Annotated in this window: 19 protein-coding genes; all 19 read right to left on the reverse strand. The window is 46.9% G+C overall.

Features of this window, described 5'->3' with window-relative positions:
• Window positions 1–3: 3 nt before the first annotated feature.
• A protein-coding gene (gene prfB / locus HMPREF9453_RS03100; protein WP_337514210.1) for a peptide chain release factor 2 occupies window positions 4–1,117 on the reverse strand; the annotation gives its coding sequence in 2 pieces (ribosomal slippage) (window positions 4–1,047 and window positions 1,049–1,117; 1,113 coding nt in all).
• A gap of 59 nt (window positions 1,118–1,176) precedes the next feature.
• Entirely contained in the window at window positions 1,177–3,639 is a 2,463-nt protein-coding gene (secA, locus tag HMPREF9453_RS03105; protein ID WP_008859114.1) for a preprotein translocase subunit SecA, read from the reverse strand.
• A 144-nt stretch (window positions 3,640–3,783) separates the two neighbouring features.
• Window positions 3,784–4,320 (reverse strand): ribosome hibernation-promoting factor, HPF/YfiA family, encoded by a 537-nt coding sequence (gene hpf, locus HMPREF9453_RS03110; RefSeq protein WP_008859115.1) that lies wholly within the window; start codon window positions 4,318–4,320, stop codon window positions 3,784–3,786.
• A gap of 270 nt (window positions 4,321–4,590) precedes the next feature.
• Window positions 4,591–4,791 (reverse strand): cold-shock protein, encoded by a 201-nt coding sequence (locus tag HMPREF9453_RS03115; protein ID WP_008859117.1) that lies wholly within the window; start codon window positions 4,789–4,791, stop codon window positions 4,591–4,593.
• A gap of 182 nt (window positions 4,792–4,973) precedes the next feature.
• Window positions 4,974–5,711 carry an amino acid ABC transporter ATP-binding protein gene (locus HMPREF9453_RS03120; RefSeq protein ID WP_008859118.1) on the reverse strand — a complete coding sequence of 246 codons (738 nt, stop codon included), beginning with the start codon at window positions 5,709–5,711 and terminating at the stop codon, window positions 4,974–4,976.
• A 2-nt stretch (window positions 5,712–5,713) separates the two neighbouring features.
• The gene (locus HMPREF9453_RS03125; protein ID WP_008859119.1) at window positions 5,714–6,352 is read right to left on the reverse strand and encodes an amino acid ABC transporter permease; all 639 of its coding nucleotides are present in this window, start codon (window positions 6,350–6,352) and stop codon (window positions 5,714–5,716) included.
• A gap of 199 nt (window positions 6,353–6,551) precedes the next feature.
• Entirely contained in the window at window positions 6,552–7,475 is a 924-nt protein-coding gene (thrB, locus tag HMPREF9453_RS03130) for a homoserine kinase (protein WP_008859120.1), read from the reverse strand.
• Window positions 7,462–8,763, reverse strand: a complete 1,302-nt coding sequence (locus tag HMPREF9453_RS03135; protein ID WP_008859121.1) for a homoserine dehydrogenase — start codon at window positions 8,761–8,763, stop codon at window positions 7,462–7,464. The genes thrB and HMPREF9453_RS03135 overlap by 14 nt, the downstream gene beginning before the upstream one ends.
• Window positions 8,760–9,212, reverse strand: a complete 453-nt coding sequence (locus HMPREF9453_RS03140) for a hypothetical protein (RefSeq protein ID WP_008859122.1) — start codon at window positions 9,210–9,212, stop codon at window positions 8,760–8,762. Before HMPREF9453_RS03140 ends, HMPREF9453_RS03135 begins: the two co-directional genes overlap by 4 nt.
• Window positions 9,213–9,274: 62 nt before the next feature.
• Window positions 9,275–10,138: a ChbG/HpnK family deacetylase gene (locus HMPREF9453_RS03145; RefSeq protein WP_008859123.1), complete on the reverse strand. Its 864-nt coding sequence runs from the start codon at window positions 10,136–10,138 to the stop codon at window positions 9,275–9,277.
• A 106-nt stretch (window positions 10,139–10,244) separates the two neighbouring features.
• Window positions 10,245–11,036, reverse strand: coding sequence for a TrmH family RNA methyltransferase (locus HMPREF9453_RS03150; RefSeq protein ID WP_008859124.1), 792 nt, complete (start codon window positions 11,034–11,036; stop codon window positions 10,245–10,247).
• Entirely contained in the window at window positions 10,999–12,042 is a 1,044-nt protein-coding gene (locus HMPREF9453_RS03155) for a glycosyltransferase family 9 protein (protein WP_008859125.1), read from the reverse strand. Before HMPREF9453_RS03155 ends, HMPREF9453_RS03150 begins: the two co-directional genes overlap by 38 nt.
• Before the next feature lies 1 nt (window position 12,043).
• Window positions 12,044–12,556: a D-glycero-alpha-D-manno-heptose-1,7-bisphosphate 7-phosphatase gene (locus HMPREF9453_RS03160; RefSeq protein WP_008859126.1), complete on the reverse strand. Its 513-nt coding sequence runs from the start codon at window positions 12,554–12,556 to the stop codon at window positions 12,044–12,046.
• Window positions 12,553–13,125: a D-sedoheptulose 7-phosphate isomerase gene (gene gmhA / locus HMPREF9453_RS03165; RefSeq protein ID WP_008859127.1), complete on the reverse strand. Its 573-nt coding sequence runs from the start codon at window positions 13,123–13,125 to the stop codon at window positions 12,553–12,555. Before gmhA ends, HMPREF9453_RS03160 begins: the two co-directional genes overlap by 4 nt.
• Window positions 13,115–13,621: a transcriptional regulator NrdR gene (nrdR, locus tag HMPREF9453_RS03170; RefSeq protein WP_008859128.1), complete on the reverse strand. Its 507-nt coding sequence runs from the start codon at window positions 13,619–13,621 to the stop codon at window positions 13,115–13,117. Before nrdR ends, gmhA begins: the two co-directional genes overlap by 11 nt.
• Window positions 13,622–13,833: 212 nt before the next feature.
• Window positions 13,834–14,868 carry a cell division protein FtsZ gene (gene ftsZ, locus HMPREF9453_RS03175; protein ID WP_008859129.1) on the reverse strand — a complete coding sequence of 345 codons (1,035 nt, stop codon included), beginning with the start codon at window positions 14,866–14,868 and terminating at the stop codon, window positions 13,834–13,836.
• 154 nt (window positions 14,869–15,022) lie between these two features.
• Window positions 15,023–15,874 (reverse strand): cell division protein FtsQ/DivIB, encoded by an 852-nt coding sequence (locus HMPREF9453_RS03180; protein WP_008859130.1) that lies wholly within the window; start codon window positions 15,872–15,874, stop codon window positions 15,023–15,025.
• A gap of 12 nt (window positions 15,875–15,886) precedes the next feature.
• On the reverse strand, window positions 15,887–16,822 hold the full coding sequence (locus HMPREF9453_RS03185) for a D-alanine--D-alanine ligase family protein (RefSeq protein ID WP_008859131.1): 936 nt from the start codon (window positions 16,820–16,822) through the stop codon (window positions 15,887–15,889).
• A complete protein-coding gene (murC, locus tag HMPREF9453_RS03190) occupies window positions 16,812–18,212 on the reverse strand; it encodes a UDP-N-acetylmuramate--L-alanine ligase (RefSeq protein ID WP_008859132.1) in 1,401 nt (466 codons plus the stop codon). The genes HMPREF9453_RS03185 and murC overlap by 11 nt, the downstream gene beginning before the upstream one ends.

Below are 18,212 nucleotides of genomic sequence, written 5' to 3' on the forward strand. Positions count from 1 at the left end.
CCTTTATTTTGCTTTGGCTTTAAATTTGTTCATCTTCAGGAAACCTTCAATGAACGGGTCAATATCGCCGTCCATGACTCCCTGAATATTGCCTGTTTCTACTCCGGTGCGGTTATCCTTCACCAACGTATAAGGCTGGAATACATAGGAGCGAATCTGGCTGCCCCATTCAATAGCCTGCTGATCGCCTTCCAGCGCATTGACTTCCTGCTCATGTTTCTTCATTTCAAATTCATAGAGTTTGGCCCGAAGAAGGCGAAGACACTGTTCCTTATTCTGGAACTGGGAGCGTTCATTCTGGCAGGCTGCCACGATACCTGTAGGAATGTGAGTCATGCGGACAGCAGAACTGGTCTTGTTGATATGCTGACCGCCGGCACCGCTGGAGCGATAGTAGTCTACCCGCACATCATCCATGTTAAGATCTACTTGCACGTCATCATCGATTTCAGGCATCACATCCACAGCGGAAAAAGAGGTATGACGGCGTTTAGCCGCATCAAAAGGAGAAATACGCACCAGGCGGTGCACTCCTTTTTCTGATTTTAGGAAACCATAGGCATACTTCCCTTTCACCATGTATTCAGCACTCTTAATGCCGGCTTCATCGCCGGGAAGCATATTCAGTTCTTCCAGCGCAAACCCTTCCGCCTCTGCCCATTTCATATACATGCGGATCAGCATTTCTGTCCAGTCCTGGGCTTCTGTGCCGCCGGCACCGGCATGGAAAGTAAGGATGGCGTTATTCTCATCATATTTACCGGAAAGGAGGAGTTCAATTTCCTTTTTATCCAGGATCTCTTTCACTTCATTGAGCTCTTTGGCGATTTCCGGCTCCATGGACTGGTCATCTTCTTCAATAGCCAGATCCAGGATATCCTTCAATCCTTCCGCCCGCTCAAAAAGTTTGGTATAGGTCTCATAGGCATCCTTTGCCTCAGTTGCTTCCTGAGAAATTCTGCGGGCCTTATCCGCATCATCCCAGAAAGTAGGATCACTCATCTGAACGTCGTAACTTCTGATACGTTCCTTCAGCTGAGGTAAGTCAAAGTGAATCCCTTATTTCTTTTTCATGATTCAGCAGTTCTGTTAAAGTTTTTTTCAAATCTTCCAGCATCTGAATAATCATCTCTCTTTCGTTGTAAAAAGTATGTAATAAATCAAAACATATCAGACTCAGTCATTCGATGAATTTTCGTCCACATAGTGGGCAGTAGCCCCTTTCAGATGGTCTTCTGCTTTCGGTGCTTCGGGAGCCTGCTGCGGTTCTTCCGGATCGGTAGCAAAACGGATCTGGATATGGTAGAGATAGAGCACAATAGTTTCCATCATGGCCTGCTGCATTTCTTCAAAAATATCATAGGCTTCTACTTTGTATTCCACAATGGGGTTTCTCTGTCCATAAGAACGAAGGCCTATCCCTTCTTTCAGCATATCCATGTCATCGAGATGTTCCATCCACTTGGAATCCACCACTTTCAGCATAACTGCTTTTTCCAGTTCCCTCATCATGGAGGAGCCGATGGATTTTTCTCTGGATTCATAGGTTTCATGAGCAATAGTCTTGAGTTTGTCCTCCACCTCTTCACGGCTCATATCTTCAATTTCTTCCAGTTTGATTTCACCGGGGGCCAGGAAATATTTTTCGCTGTATTTCAGAAGCCCTGCAAAATCCCATTCTTCCGGATAGAGCTTTGGATCTGCGTAGGTCTGCATGCCCTTCTCAATAATGGTATCCACCATGCGGAGTACCTGGTCCTTCATGTTTTCGCCTTCAAGAATTCGGCGGCGCTGTTCATAAACCACCTTTCTCTGCTGATTCATGACATCATCATATTCAAGGACATATTTTCGGATATCAAAGTTTCTGGCTTCTACTCTCTTCTGTGCTTTCTGGATGGCATTGGAAACCATGCGGCTGTTAATCGGTTCATCTTCATCAAGGCCCATTTTTTCCATGAACTTCTTGATATTGTCACCGCCGAAAATACGGAGCAGATCATCTTCCAGAGACAGGAAGAACTGACTGGAACCCGGGTCCCCCTGACGGCCTGCACGGCCGCGGAGCTGGTTATCAATACGGCGGCTTTCATGGCGCTCCGTCCCGATAATAGCAAGTCCGCCGAGCGCGGCTACCCCGTCTCCCAGCTGGATATCAGTACCGCGGCCTGCCATGTTGGTAGCGATGGTCACGGCCCCTTTCTGTCCTGCCAGAGCTACGATGGCCGCTTCTTTTTCATGATATTTGGCATTCAGTACGGAATGAGGAATCTTAGCCGCATCAAGCATATGGGAAAGCTCTTCGGACTGTTCAATGGAAGTGGTACCAATCAGTATGGGCTGACCGGTGGCATGGCGGCGTTCCACTTCCTTCACTACAGCACGGTACTTGCCTCGTTTCGTTTTGAAAACCACATCCGGCAGATCTTTACGCTGAATCGGTTTATTGGTAGGAATCTGGATAACAGGGAGACCATAAATCTTAATAAATTCCTGCTCTTCTGTTTTCGCAGTACCAGTCATGCCGGCCAGCTTGTCATACATTCTGAAATAATTCTGGAAGGTAATGGTAGCCAGAGTCTGGCTTTCGCGCTGAACTTCCAGCCCTTCCTTGGCTTCGATGGCCTGATGAAGTCCGTCGGAATAGCGGCGGCCATACATGAGACGACCGGTAAATTCATCAACAATGACCACTTCACCGTCTTTAACTACATAGTCCTTATCCCGCTGCATCATGGTCTGAGCACGGAGGGCCTGAACGAAAAGATGGTTCAGCTCCAGATTTTCCGCATCATACAGATTTTCCACATGAAGCATTTTTTCCATCTTTGCAACCCCGGCTTCTGTAGGAGCCACGGTTTTCTGTTTTTCATCGATGGTGTAGTCTTCATCTTTTTTCAGATGCGGCACCAGCTTGGCCATGACGTAGTAATTATCTGTAGATTTCTGACCGGGGCCGGAAATAATCAGCGGTGTACGAGCTTCATCGATAAGAATAGAGTCTACTTCATCGATCAGGCAGTAATGAAGGGGGCGCTGCACCATCTGGTCCAGAGAGGTAACCATGTTATCGCGAAGGTAGTCAAAGCCGAATTCATTATTCGTTCCGTAGGTAATATCGGAATTATAAGCAATCTTTCTCTGCTGGAAATCCAGGTCATGGACAATAAGGCCTACGGAAAGGCCGAGGAATTTATAGACCTGTCCCATCCATTCGCTGTCGCGCTTTGCCAGGTAATCATTGACCGTAATGACGTGGACGCCTTTTCCTTCCAAGGCATTCAGGTAGACCGGAGCGGTAGCTACCAGGGTTTTACCTTCACCGGTACACATTTCAGCAATATTACCGCGGTGGAGAACAATACCGCCAATCAGCTGCACATCGAAATGGCGCATGCCCAGTACGCGACGGGACGCTTCGCGGACAACTGCAAAGGCTTCAGGAAGGATATCGTCCAGTGTTTCGCCCTTGGCCAGACGAGCCTTGAATTCATTGGTCTTATTAGCCAGGGAAGAATCACTCAACTTCTTCAGTCCATCTTCCAGGGGATTAATCTGCTGTTCTACAATCTTGCGAATCTTCTTTACTTCTTTTTCGTTGGATCCGTTAAACAGCCTGTCAAAAAACTTATCAAACATGGAAACAACTCCTTATACAATCAGTATTCCATTCCTTAAATTCCAATGCTTTACACATCTAGTTTATTTTATCAAACTAAGGCGGTATAGTCAAAAAAAGAGCGGAAAATTCCGCTCTTTTTCGTGAAATTTCAAACTTTCCTATTACCGGTCTGCATCAATGAGGCCATATTTTCCGTCATCCCGACGATAAACGACAGCCATAGCTTCGGTTTCGGAATTGAAGAACATAAAGAAGCTGTGACCCAGAAGATTCATCTGAAGAACTGCTTCCTCCGGCGACATGGGGCTGATATTGAAATGTTTTGTCTTTACAATTTCAAATTCTGTATCCGGAGCAGAGGCCGCCTCCTTCTCCATGACGAACTGATGGCTCAGGGTATTTCTTTCTTTAAACCGTTTTGCCAGACGAGTTTTATACTTATGAATCTGCCGTTCTACCTTATCAAACACCAGATCAATCGACTTGTACATATCATCGGACTTTTCGACACCCCTGAGAATAATGCCGTCAACGAAGACAGTCACCTCACAGGTTTTTGTCATATTCGAAATGCGAAGCAGGACATTAATCTTAATGGGCTTATCAAAGTATCTCTGAATCTTGCCTGTGTGTTTTTCTACATAAGAATGCAGTGCGTCAGTAATTTCCAGATTTTTTCCTCTAACAGTTAATTCCATATTGAAATCCCCCTTTCTTGAATAAGCTGAATGCTTATCCTTCTATAATTATTATACTATATTTCCACTAATAATCAATCCTTTCTGTCTATATAAATTAGATATCATTAAAAACTTTTATCAGTTTATAGAAACGATAGAAATAATTAAATATAAAAGGAGGAAAAATAAAGAATGGAATGCCTTTCTGCCATTGAAAAAAGGGTAAAGCCTATGCTTTACCCTAAATTCAGATTCAGAAACTTACGCTATATGAGCTTCAGTAAGTGATCAGCCTTCAACCTTAACGTTAGCAGCCTGAGGTCCTCTTGCACCATCAATGATTTCAAAATCAACCTTCTGGCCTTCATTCAGTGTTTTGAAGCCATCAGCCTGGATAGCGGAGAAATGAACGAATACGTCGCCGCCTTCTTCTCTTTCAATAAAGCCGTAGCCTTTTTCTGCACTGAACCACTTAACTGTACCTTTCATGGAAATTCCTCCTAAAAAAATTACTACATTGCCCTTATTGGGCATAGATTTACAATACCATAAAACATTAATTCCGTCAACCGAAATGTAAAAAAGAGTACGAAAAACGGGGCGGTTTTGGCCGTCCCGTTTTTCCATATCAATGATGAATATCTGCATAAATATACGAATATACTCTGCCCTCAGAGGACTTGGGAAAGGAAAAGCTTTGTTCTGTCTTCCTTCGTATGATTAAATACTTCATCCGGTGTCCCCTGCTCCACAATGACTCCGCCGTCAATAAAGAGGACCCGGTCCCCCACTTCACGGGCAAATCCCATTTCATGGGTAACCACTACCATGGTCATGCCTTCTTCTGCCACTTCCTTCATGACATCCAGTACTTCATGGACCATTTCCGGATCCAGTGCAGAGGTAGGTTCATCAAAAAGAAGAGCTTTCGGCTTCATGGCAAGGGCCCTGGCTATAGCCACACGCTGCTGCTGTCCACCGGAAAGCTGGGATGGCTTATAGTCTGCCTTATCTTCCAGTCCCACCTTCCGGAGCAGCGACATGCCGCGGTCATAGGCTTCCTTTTTGCTGATTTTACGCACCTTCATGGGTGCCAGCATGAGGTTCTGGATTACAGTCATATGGGGAAAAAGATTGAACCGCTGGAAAACCATGCCCACTTCTGTTCTGACTTCGTTAATGTTCTTTTCACCATTCACAGGCATGCCATCAAAAAACACATTGCCGCTGGTTGGTTTTTCAAGGCCGTTGATGCAGCGGAGCAGTGTACTTTTACCGGAGCCGGAAGGGCCGATAATAACGACCACTTCTTTTTCTTTTACTTTGATGCTGATATCTTTCAGAACCGTGAGATCTCCAAATTTCTTTCCCACGTGGTTGATTTCAATTAAGTATTTTTTGTCCGCCATAATTATCTCTTTTCCAGCCATGCTACTACACGAGAAATTGCCAGTGTCATAATCAGATACAGCACTGCCACGGTTGTCCAGATTTCAAAAGAGCCGTAGGTCTGTGCAATAATCAGTTGGCCTCTTCTTGTCAGTTCTTCAAAACCGATTACGGATACCAGAGAGGAATCCTTCAGCATAGCAATAAATTCATTGCCCAGCGGCGGGAGAATGTTGCGTACGGCCTGAGGAAGAATCACATAATACATGGTCTGCCACCAGGTCAGTCCCAAAGACCGGCCGGCTTCCATCTGACCCACATCAATGGCCTGGATGCCTGCCCTGAAAATTTCCGATACATAGGCGCCGCTGTTGATGCCGCAGGCTGCCACAGCAGCTGCAAAAGGTTCCACACGATGTCCTGTAACGATAGGAAGGGCGAAATAAATGAGAAAGATCTGTACCAGAAGAGGAGTCCCACGAATGCAGTCCGCATAAACAGCTGCTATAATCCGGAGGACTTTAATCTGGCAGATGCGGGCTATTCCCACAAAAAGGCCAATCAAAAAACCTATGGCCACGCTGACAGCTGTGATTTCTATCGTTACACCGGCCCCAACCAGCAGCATAGGTAGTGCATGTTCAATCAGTTCAAAATTCATGGAGCAACTCCTTATCCAATCTTTGTAAAACAGTATACTTTGGGATAATACCTGTATAAGTATACCTATTTAACTATCGCCCGTCAATAGAGTCCCCGATAAATGGCCGCAAAATTTCCTTTTTTGAGGTGTATCGGTTTTTTGAATCAAGAAAAAAACGGCCGGGAAGGCCGTTTGGGCTGTAGAAAAAGTCTGGATATCAGACTGCCATGATCCCGTTGTGATCAAAATCAAGGACCAAGTACCGTGATGTGATATGGGCTGCTGCAAAGCCATTCACCATGGCAATGCCTACCTTTTCAGCCCGGTCAGCCGGAGCAAAGGCAATAATGGTGGGACCGGAACCAGAAATGGTAGCGCCATAGGCTCCTGCCCTTTCCGCATTTCGAATCACATCGGAGGCTCCGGGTATAAGATTCAGCCTGTAGGGCACATGAATCACATCATCAAGCCCCAGTTTCAGATATTCCGGTTTCTGATACATGAAAGCAGCCATAAGGAAAGAAACAGCGCCAATATTGTGAACGGCATCGCTCCGTGGATAGCTGTCCGGTAAAACAGCCCTGGCTTTTTCGGTATGAAGTTCAAAGTCCGGAATGGTGACCACGGCTTTCCAATGGGAGGGAATGTCAATACGCTCAGCTGTTACATTTCCATCTTTCAGAAGGGCCATGCAGAATCCTCCCAGTATGGCAGGGGCTGCATTATCGGGATGCCCTTCCATGGCAGCGGTTATATCAAGAATTTCCTTTCTGTTAAAAGGCTCGCCCATAAGCATGTTGGCCAGAAACACGCCGGAAGCAATGGCCGCGGAAGAGGAGCCCAGGCCCCTGGCAAAGGGAATGCGATTGATAAGGTACATTTTTCCACCGGGTATGCTTTTCCCCGCCTCTCTGGCAGTTTCATCCATAGCCTTGATAATCATGTTATCAAGGCCCTCGGTAATCTGGCCGGCCCCCTCCCCTTCTGCTTCAATTTTTGTTTCTACCAGAGGAGTTCCTTCTGCCGGCACGAACTGTACCACATTATAAAGGCCAAGAGACATGCCAAGGGTATCAAAACCGCTGCCTATGTTGGCAGTCGTAGCCGGAACTCTCACGATGTATGTCTTATTTTCTGTCATCTTCCATTACCCTCACAACATTAGCTACCTGACGCATGCAGGGCAGCACCTGCAGTGCTTTTTCCACGTGGATGATATTTTCACGGGGCGTTTTTTCTGTAATAATCATAAGCTCTGCCGCATCCTCAATCCGGCTCTTCTGCACCACTTCCTTAATGCTGATGTCGTTATCGGCATAGGCAGAAGCAATCTGGGAAAGTACACCGGTCACATCGTCTACGATGAGGCGGAAATAATAGGAGTTTTCCAGTTTCAGGGAGGAGTAGAAAGGAATCCGCTTCGTTTCTGTCAGCATCATACCGGTACCGGTGGAATGATTCAGAATATGCTTGGCTGTGCTGATTACATCCCCCATCACGGCACTGGCCGTGGGGAGAGAGCCGGCCCCTTTGCCATAGAACATGACATCATCCACAATGTTTCCAGTCACATAAATTGCGTTATAGGACCCTTTGACAGAGGCCAGCGGATGGCTTCTGGGCACGAAGGCGGGATATACATTGAGGGCAATCCCATTTTCCTGACGGATGGCTACGGCCAGAAGCTTGATGGTATATCCCATTTCGCTGGCATACTGTACATCGTTCTGGGAAATCTTTTCAATACCTTCCACCAGCACATCGTCAAAAGTGACGTTGGCATGAAAGCCGATGGATGCCAGAATGGCCAGTTTCCGGGCAGCATCATAACCTGCCACGTCATTGGTGGGATCTGCTTCAGCATACCCTTTCTTCTGGGCCACCCGGAGAGCATCGCCATAGCTCACACCGCTGTCATCCATATTGGAAAGGATGAAATTGGTGGTACCATTTACAATCCCTACAATGCTTTCAATTTCATTGGCTGCCAGAGAATCATGGAGGGGCCTTAAAATAGGAATACCGCCGCCTACGCTGGCCTCACAGCTGAAGTTTACATGGTTTTCCATGGCAGTATGCATGATTTCCGGTCCAAAAAGGGCGACCAGGTCTTTGTTAGCGCTGACTACATTGATATGATGATTCAAAGCTTCAAAAATATATTCCTTGGCCGGATGGATGCCTCCCATGACCTCGATGATAATGTCAATGGATGAATCCGCTATAATGTCATCAAAGGAGGATGTCAGATGAATCCCCTGCAGAAGATCCATATCCCTGTATTTTTCCGGGTGACGAACCAGCACATGACTGATGGTGAAATGACAGCCGATGGAATCTTCCATGATTCTGCTGTTTTTTCTAATCGCTTCAGCTACACCGCTGCCTACTGTGCCAAATCCAAGGAGTGCAACATTAATATTTTTCATTTAAATTCTCCTCCTAATTTCATGGTCAACGACTGGATTCCCTTCATTTCTTTCAAGGATTCATACAAAGATTCAATATCATCGGCCGATTCTTTCGTTTTTAGAGTAATAACAGAGGAATACAGCTTCTCCGATATCTTTGTCCGGTTAACAGACAGGATTTCCTGTTTTTCTCTGGCAATACGCCGAAGTATTCTTCCGAACACTGCCATATCATCCTGCATGATTATCAATAATACTACAACCCGGTCCCCTTTGTCATCATCTGCCGATGCCACATGGTCTTTATATTTGTAATAGGCGCTGCGGCTCATATTAACTTTATGGACCGCTTCATTGATAGAAGCACAGGAACCATCCTTCAATAATTCTTTGACCCGAATGGTCTTCTTGATTGCTTCCGGCAGGATTGAAAAATCCACCAGATAAAATTGTTGTTCTTTTTTCATATAAGCCACTCCTCAGCCTGCAATAGACAGTGCCTGAATATAAAGAGAAGTGCCCGAAATCATCAGCTTCTCTGTAAATCTTGATAGGAAATAAGCTGTATCTTCTTTTCATCCAGGAGTTTACGTACTCGAATGGAAGTCAAGCTCTTTAATTCTTCTTCTCCTTCATAGCCCCAATGGAATGCTGCTTCCATGGCTTCCGTATCAGCCGATGGATGGCACATGAATTCTGTCACGCCCTCTTCAAGTCTGCCCAAAATGGAAATCATGCGGTTTTCATAAAAATGCCCGCCGTACATCATACCCCAGAAATGGTCATTGGTACGGATTCCCGCTTTTCTTAAGGCTTTTCTATGGCTTCTGGCCATCAGAGAAAGGCCGTTTTTCGAAGCAAAACGGAAAAAGCCTCCCGGTGCAGGGCTGAATCCAAAAAGGACCTTTTCATCTGGCACCCGCATACAGGGAATGTGATATTTCCTGGCCAGAGTCAATGTAATGGGAAAGAAATGGTTCCACATATGCATATGCTGGTGACCGTCTATATGGGTTACGGTCAGACCGGTGTCCAGAATCTTTCGAATCTGGGCATCCCATTCGCGGTATACATCGTCCATGGAGATACGACCTTTCATATCCCGCAGAATCAGTTCCATATAATTGCTGCAGAGACGTCCGTTTTCCCAGGTCAGGGAAGGAACTTCTTCCGGCGGCAGAACGGTTTTCAAACCGCCTACCAGAGTCAGATGGATACCGATTCCAATCCCCTTCATATCTTTCGCCAGTTTCACCGCCTCTTGGAAGGCATCTCCACCAGCCATGAGGGATGTACTTGTCAGTATGCCCGATTCAAAGCCTCTAAGGACAGCACGGTTCACTGCTTCGTGTATTCCAAAATCATCAGCATTCACAATTAATTTCTTTACCATAATAACCTCTTGGAAGAAGTGCTTTGATTGTTTCCCAAAATATGCTGTAGACCCATCAGCAGCAGAAAAGCAGTGGTATCACCACAGCAGATTATCAGAAATTGCTTTATCCTTCAATGAAATGAAACAGTATGACTGCTGCCGCAATGGAAACATTTAAGGATTCCACATGGCCAGGCAGCGGAATATACAGGTTGTCATCAGTTAGGGACAGTATGTCCTCACGAATGCCATTTCCTTCATTCCCAAAGAAGAAAACAGCCTGGCTGACAGGACCTATTTCCTTATAGGGCCTGGCATTCTGTAAGGCTGTCCCATAGAACGGAAGTCCGGAAACCTGCTTCCATTCCTTTAAGAAAGGAATGGAAGCCCCTTCATAAATTGGCAGACGAAGAATACTGCCCATGGAACTACGGACCACTTTTTCTGCATATATATCTGTACAGCCCTCAGTCAGGATGAGACCTTTCACGCCGGCGGCGGCGCAGGTACGCAGAATGGTACCCATGTTGCCGGGATCCTGCACAGAGTCAAGAACTACATAATACCCCTTCAGAGGATGAAGAAGTTCTGAAAGATCATGGTGCTGCTTTCTGCAGAGAAGAAGAATCCCCTGACCGTGCTCCGTGCCGGAAAGAAGGTGCATCATTTCCTTATCTACAGAAAGGAAAAGCCAATGAAGTCTTTCTCCCTGACTCACAAGCTCATCCACCATGTCATCAGCCAAACGGCCATCCTCGATGAAGCAGATGCAGTCCCGTACCTGCTGATTCAGCACATCGGTCGTACCGCGAAGGCCTTCCAGAAGAAAGAGTCCTTCCTTATCTCTCCATTTTCTCTGCTTCAGACGGAGAGCACATTTAATCCACCGGTTGCTCCGGCTGGTAATATGTTCCATGATGATCCTCTATATCTGATTCCAATATATCCAAAGCCTTTTTCAATACCTTTTCCACAGGAATGGTATCCATGCGGCATTCCTTTGTACCCGGATGATCGGCCATAATCACATAGCTGTCCGGATTGCCATAGGGACCGCTCCTGTCAGGCAGTGTGGGTCCAAAGAGAGCAATCAGGGGCGTATGCACTGCATTGGCAATATGAAGAGGCCCTGTATCGCTGGAGATATGAAGGGAAGCCAGTCTTTCCAAGGCAGCCAGCTGAAGCAGGTTAGTCCTGCCCATCAGATTGACCGTGCAGGGAGAAGGAGACATATCCTTGATCCGATTTCCCATATCCATTTCTCCTGCCGTGCCGGAAATGACGTTATAAATCCCACGTTCTGAGAGCGAAGAGGCCAGTTCTCCCCAATAAGACAGGGGCCACTTCTTCTGCTCTCCTCTGGTTCCCGGTACAAGAACCACATAGGGACCCACGATCCCTTCTTTCTGGAGAAGGTCCTTCACCTGAGAAAGCTCTTTTTTATAATCATGAATAGGAAATTCGATTTCAGAAACATCACAGCCCAGGTAGCGCATCACATCCAGAAGCTGCTCGATAATGTGGCCTTTTTTATGAGGTCCGGAAATAGGGCGGCTGGCAAGGAAACTTCCTTCCCGACCGTCCTGATAACCGATGCGTTCGCTGCAGCCGGAAAGGAAGGAAATGATCCCGCTCTTTGCAATCATCTGCAGGTCAATAACCAGATCAAAATGACGGGCCTTGAGATCATGGTGTACCTCCCGCAGGTAAGACAGCTGCCGTATCCGTTTCCTGTCCACCAGATAGATTTCGTCAATCCATGGCTTTCCAGGAAGAATGCCAGCAAAGGACGGATGGACCGCCCAAGTAATCCGGGATTTCGGATAGGCTTTCCTTAACACATAGAGAGAAGGCAGGGCATGAATGATATCTCCCAGAGAGCTCATTTTTATAATCAGAATATTCTTATAGTCTTTTTTCATTTTAATCCTTTATGGGAGGCAGTACTTTCCGAATGAAGGTATCCAGGTTTCCACCAGGAAATAAAAATCCCTGGATGCCTGCTCTTCGAGCCGCCTCTATATCTCGTTCGCCGTCGCCAAAAAGGAAGCATCGATTTCTGTCAAGGCCATACTTGGACAGGGCTTTCAGAATCATGCCCGGCTCCGGTTTCCTGCAGCTGCACACCTTGTCATAACGGGACACCGGTGCTCCCGGAAGATGAGGGCAGTAGAAAAATTCTGTAATCCGGCCGCCGTATTTCCCGAATTCTTCATTCATGGCCTGATGGAGGCGGACTACATCCTCTTCCCCATAATAACCCCGGGCAACTCCGCTCTGGTTGGTGACTACAAAAAGGAGCCATCCTTCCTTTGTCAGACGACCTGCCGCTTCCCTGGCCCCCTTGACCCAGCGGAGCTGATCCATGGAATGGACATAGCCGTCATCTTCATTGAGAACGCCGTCCCGGTCAAAAAAAATTGCCTTTTTATTCATTGCTTCCATTCCAGATCATCAATCAGCTGGCAAATGATATGAGCAGAAAGCATATGGATTTCCTGAATTCTGGCAGTCACATCATCAGGCACTACCAGCACTCTGTCACAGAGCGACACCATGTCCCCTCCCGTTTTACCGGTGGAGCCGATGGTAACAAGGCCCTTCTGACGGGCTGTTTTCAATGCTTCATTGACATTTCTGCTATTGCCGCTGGTAGAAATCCCCCAAAGGACATCGCCTTTGTTTCCAAGTCCTTCGACCTGCCGGGCAAATACCCGGTCGTAACTGTAATCATTAGCTACTGCTGTCAGGATGGAGGTATCCGTGGTCAGTGCAATCGAGGGAAGGGATACCCTTTCATTATGGAAACGACCCACAAATTCAGCTGCTATATGTTGGGCATCGGCAGCACTTCCGCCATTGCCGCAGATCAGGATTTTATGGCCTTCTGCCAGGGCCCTGCGGCAGATGTCCGCCATATCCAGAATCACGGGAAAAAGAGTTCTGCTTTTCTGCAGCACTTTTTCATGATCGTTAAAAATTGACTCTATGGTTTCAATGTTCATTCTTATCTTCCTTTGCCGGAGAAACAGAATCGGTCTTTTCTTTATGGTTTTTCATCAGTGTTTCCAATTCACTCATAAAACTTCCAATATCCTTGAATTCCCGATATACAGAAGCAAAACGGACATAGGCCACCTGATCCAGATTTTTTAATTCATTCATCACCAGGTTGCCGATTTCCACAGAAGAAACTTCATGCTTCAACTCATTGCGGATTTTCTTTTCTACCCTTTTTACAATTTCCTCAATCTGGGATGAAGAAATGTTTCTCTTTTCGCAGGCGCGAATCAGGCCGCTGCGAAGTTTATTGCGGTCAAAAAGCTCACGGCTGCCGTTTTTCTTAATGACGCGAATAGGAACCTGCTCCACCGTTTCATAGGTAGTAAAGCGCCGTCCACAGGCAAGGCACTGGCGCCTCCGGCGGATAGAAGCCCCGTCATCGGTATCCCGGGAATCAGTGACCTTCGTATCAGGACTGCTGCAATATGGGCATTTCATAATCGTTCTCCTTGGAAAGATGGAAACGGGAAACGGAAGAAATCACCTGCTTTAAACAATTCCTCCCCTTCCCAAATCGGAAGAAAAAGCCACACTGCAGCTGCGGTGTGGCTTTCTGTGTATCGACTGTCCCTTCGGCGGACTTTTCCTGTACCATGCACATGCATCAATCCAGCCCGGGACTGTGGAAGTAAAAACTCTGATGAAAATTTTTACTTTCTCAGAAATTCAGGAACCGCGATGCCCGGTGTCGGACGTACAGCATTGCTGAAACGGCTTCCGCCGGCGGGAGATGGAGACTTCTTCTTGTCGCCGAAACCGGTAGCAATAACAGTAATCTTCACTGTGTCATTATCAAGATCCGGGTCTACGGAAGTACCCCAGATAATATTGGCATCCGGATCAGCAGCTTCCGTAATAATCTGGGAAGCTTCATTGATTTCAAAGAGGCCCAGATCTTCATTGCCCGTAATATTGATGATGATGCCTTTGGCACCTTCAATGCTTCTTTCCAGGAGCGGACTGTTGATAGCCATAGTTGCGGCATCGCTGGCACGGTTATCGCCGGTACCGATACCAATACCCATGAGGGCATCGCCCTGGTCACTCATAATGGTTCTTACATCAGCAAAGTCCAGGTTGATAATCCCCGGTACAGTAATCAAATCGGAAATGCCCTGGATTCCCTGGCGGAGAACATCATCGGCCGTCTTGAAAGCATCTTTAATGGAGGTTTTCTTGTCAATAATGCTCATCAATTTATCATTTGGTACCACCAGAATAGCATCTACATTCTGCTTCAGTCGTTCAATGCCTTCAGCGGCATTCTTAGCTCTTACTTTTCCTTCAAAGCTGAAAGGCTTTGTGACAACGGCAATGGTCAGAGCCCCCAGTTCTCTGGCACACTGCGCTGCTACAGGAGCAGCACCGGTACCGGTACCGCCGCCCATGCCGGCGGTCACAAATACCATGTCAGCGCCGGTTAAGGCTTTTGTCAGATCCTCTCTGGATTCTTCCGCAGCCTGTTCGCCTACTTCCGGTTTCGCTCCAGCGCCAAGACCTTTGGTCAGTTTTTCACCAATCTGAATTTTTGTTTCCGCTTCAGATTTATTCAGCACCTGAAGTTCTGTATTGACAGCGATGAATTCAACGCCCTTTACTTCTTCATCAATCATACGGTTGACAGCGTTGTTTCCGCCGCCGCCTACACCGATTACTTTAATTTTAGCAATTTCAGACTGTTCCATGTTCGCTCCTCCTTTAGGATCTTCTGCGTCATGAGATTGACTCGTTTTTACATTATTCATATTAGCAGTCATCTTCTTCTCAATCATATCTTACATTGTACAATACTTTACGCAAGTTCGCTACATTTATCAATAGAATAAGAAAGATTTTTGTTTATTTTTTGAGCTTTATAAAAGGCGAGGCTAAATTGGCATCCAGATATTCCACAGAAAGGCCTCTGGCCTTGACATCGCCTACCATGTTTTCCGCCAGGCGGGCCTGACCAGCCATGTCACTGCCATTTCCCAGTTTCACTGTTATACCGTCCCTGGTATAGGCCTTGATATCCTCCGGATTTCCGATGTTGATTTCAGAAAATACCTTAAGACCTTCCGGAGACAGATGGTTCAGGAAATCCAGGGCCTGGTCTATCTCACCGCCGGCTATCGAATCGCCAAGGAGAAGATTTCCCAGTCTCTTTCCTGTAATGAGCGGAACATTGACTTTTTTGATGGACTGGGTCGAATCCATGACTACGCCATCTTTATCAAGAAAAACATAGCCGAATTCATCCTGAACAATGGCCAGGGGCACCCGATCCGTTACATTCACCTCAAGAACAAAGGGAAAGCGGCGGCCCACGTAAACAGTAGACACCCGTATATCTCTGGAAAGCCTTTTTTCCAGATCCGATGAGCTGATCTGGAGGACATTTACGGGCTGACGGATTCGCCCTTCAAAAATCACATCATCCGTAGTCAGCACTTCTGTCCCCTCAAGGTCTATATAGCCAAGAGGTATGGGAAGAAAGAAAAGAGAAAGTCCAATCACTGCAAGAACTCCCAATCCTCCTGCTGCATAGGCCTTTCCTTTGAACCGGGGCCTTTTAAGCCTCTTCCCGGAATTTTTTTTTGCCGGATGCGGAGGCGGCGGTGTCTGTTCTACCGGCACCTCTTGGGTCGACGGGGTCGTTTTTCCGCCATGCTGCTCTTTCAGAAAATCATTAAAACTTTTAAAATTATCCATAGTTATGACCTGTCAGACTTTATCAAGGCCTGCTTCCATCAATATCATTTCGCAGAGTTTCGGGAAAGAAATCCCCTGGGCTGCTGCCGCCTTTGGCACCAGACTGGTCGATGTCATGCCTGGAATGGAATTGGCCTCCAGCACAAATGGATGTCCCTCTTTGTCGGTTTTGAAATCAAAACGGACGGCACCGCTGCATTCGCAGATACGGTAGCCTTTTTCTGCAATGCGGCTCATGGAAAGGGCCAGCTCTTGCGAAATGGGAGCCGGTACGATGTAATCAGTGGCGCCCTTGGTATATTTGGAATGGTAGTCATACTGCCCGGAATGGGGGCAGATTTCAATCACAGGAAGGGCTTTGCCGTCAATGACAGACACCGTGAATTCATGACCACCCAGGTAATCTTCCGCCAGTATGCGTCCCTCCACTTTAAAGACCCGATCCACCGCAGCTTTCAGGTCTTCTTTCTTTTTTACGATTTCAATGCCGATGGTGGAACCTTCGCAGGCCGGTTTCAATACCATGGGAAATGAGAATTCCGAAAGAATACCGGAAATCACCTGCTCTTTTCCGTCCTTCAAAAAATAGGGATGGGAATGAGCCATGGGCAGACCGGCCTGTTTGAACAGATGGCTGCTCATGATTTTATCCATAGTAATGGCAGAGGAAGTGACTCCGGAACCGGTATAGGGAATCCGGGCCAGTTCCAGCACGCTCTGGATGGTACCGTCTTCACCATATTTTCCATGAAGGGCAATAAATACCACTTCTGCTCCGGCGGCTTTGAGATTTTCTACCACATGATGGGGATCATATTCCATGGGAATCACATGATAGCCGATAGATGCCAGTGCTTCCGCAATGGCGGTGCCTGTATTCCTGGAAACTTCTGCTTCCGTCGATGGGCCGCCCATAAGAACGACTACTTTGGTTTCTTTATTTATCACTTGGCATTCCCTTTTCTTTCAATAATGCAATCAGTTTTTCGCTTACACCGGTAATACTGCCGGCACCCATGGTAATCACCATATCTCCCGGACGGATAGAGTCATAAAGCGCACCGGCCACATCTTCCAGCTTATCCACATAGCGGATATCCTTATGCGGAAGCCGTGCCCTGACGGCATCCGGGATGAGATGACCATCGACACCGGGAATCTTTTCCTCACTGGCTGCATAAATATCCGTAAAGAAGAGAACATCCGCATCATCAAAGGCTTCTGCGAATTCGTCTTTCAAAAGTTTGGTCCGGGAATAGCGGTGGGGCTGGAAAGCACAGAGAATCCGGTGATTTCCCGATTCTCTGGCCGCTTTCAGCGTTGCCTTGATTTCCGTGGGATGGTGGGCATAATCATCCACAATCCAAAGGTCTTCCGTCCTCAATTTCGTTTCAAAGCGCCGTTTGACGCCATGGAAATGGGAAATGGCCGCCGCTGCTTTTTCAAAGGGAATCCCGCAGTACAGAGAAGCTGCAAGGGCCCCCAGGGAATCACGCACATTGTGGAGACCCGGCACCTGGAGACGCACGGTTCCCAGCACCTTTCCTCCCTTCACCGCTTCATAGCAGAGGAGGCGGTTTTCATATCTTGGATTCACCGCTCTAAGGTCCGCCTTTTCATTCAGACCAAAGGTGAATACCTTTTTGTGAATGGAAGGAAGAATGGCCCTGACCCCTTCACTGTCCAGGCAGAGAAATGCAGCTCCGTCATCATAAGAAATATGATTGACAAATTCAGCAAAAGCTTTTCGTATATTTTCCACACTGCCATAATGATCCAGATGGTCATCTTCGATATTGGTCACTACAGTGATGTAATTTTTAAATTTCAAAAAGGAGCCGTCGCTTTCATCGGCTTCGGCGATGACATACTCTCCTTTACCGCAGATGGAATTCCCATGGATATAATCAGCAGCGGCGCCCAGCACGATGGTCGGGTCCATGGCGGTTTCGTAAAAAATCTGTCCCAACATGCCGGAGGTGGTGGATTTCCCATGAGCACCGGCTACAGAAATCCCCTTCCCTGCCAGAAGAAGGGCAGCCAGCACATCGGAACGGTGGAAAACAGGAATCTGTTTTCTCCGTGCTTCCATCAGCTCCGGATTATCTTCAGAAATAGCGGAAGAAATGACAACGCATCCCTCCCCTTTCACATGGGATGCATCATGACCGATAAAGATGGAAGCTCCCCTCTTTCTGAAATTTTCAAGCACCGGGGAATCAGCCATGTCAGATCCTGAAACGGAATACCCTTTCTCCAAAAGGATTTCAGCAAGGGCGCGCATGCCCATGCCGCCGATACCGATAAAATGAAAATTTGTATATTCTTTTAAATTCAT

Origin of the sequence: Dialister succinatiphilus YIT 11850, assembly GCF_000242435.1 — a bacterium.
GTDB lineage: Bacteria > Bacillota > Negativicutes > Veillonellales > Dialisteraceae > Dialister > Dialister succinatiphilus.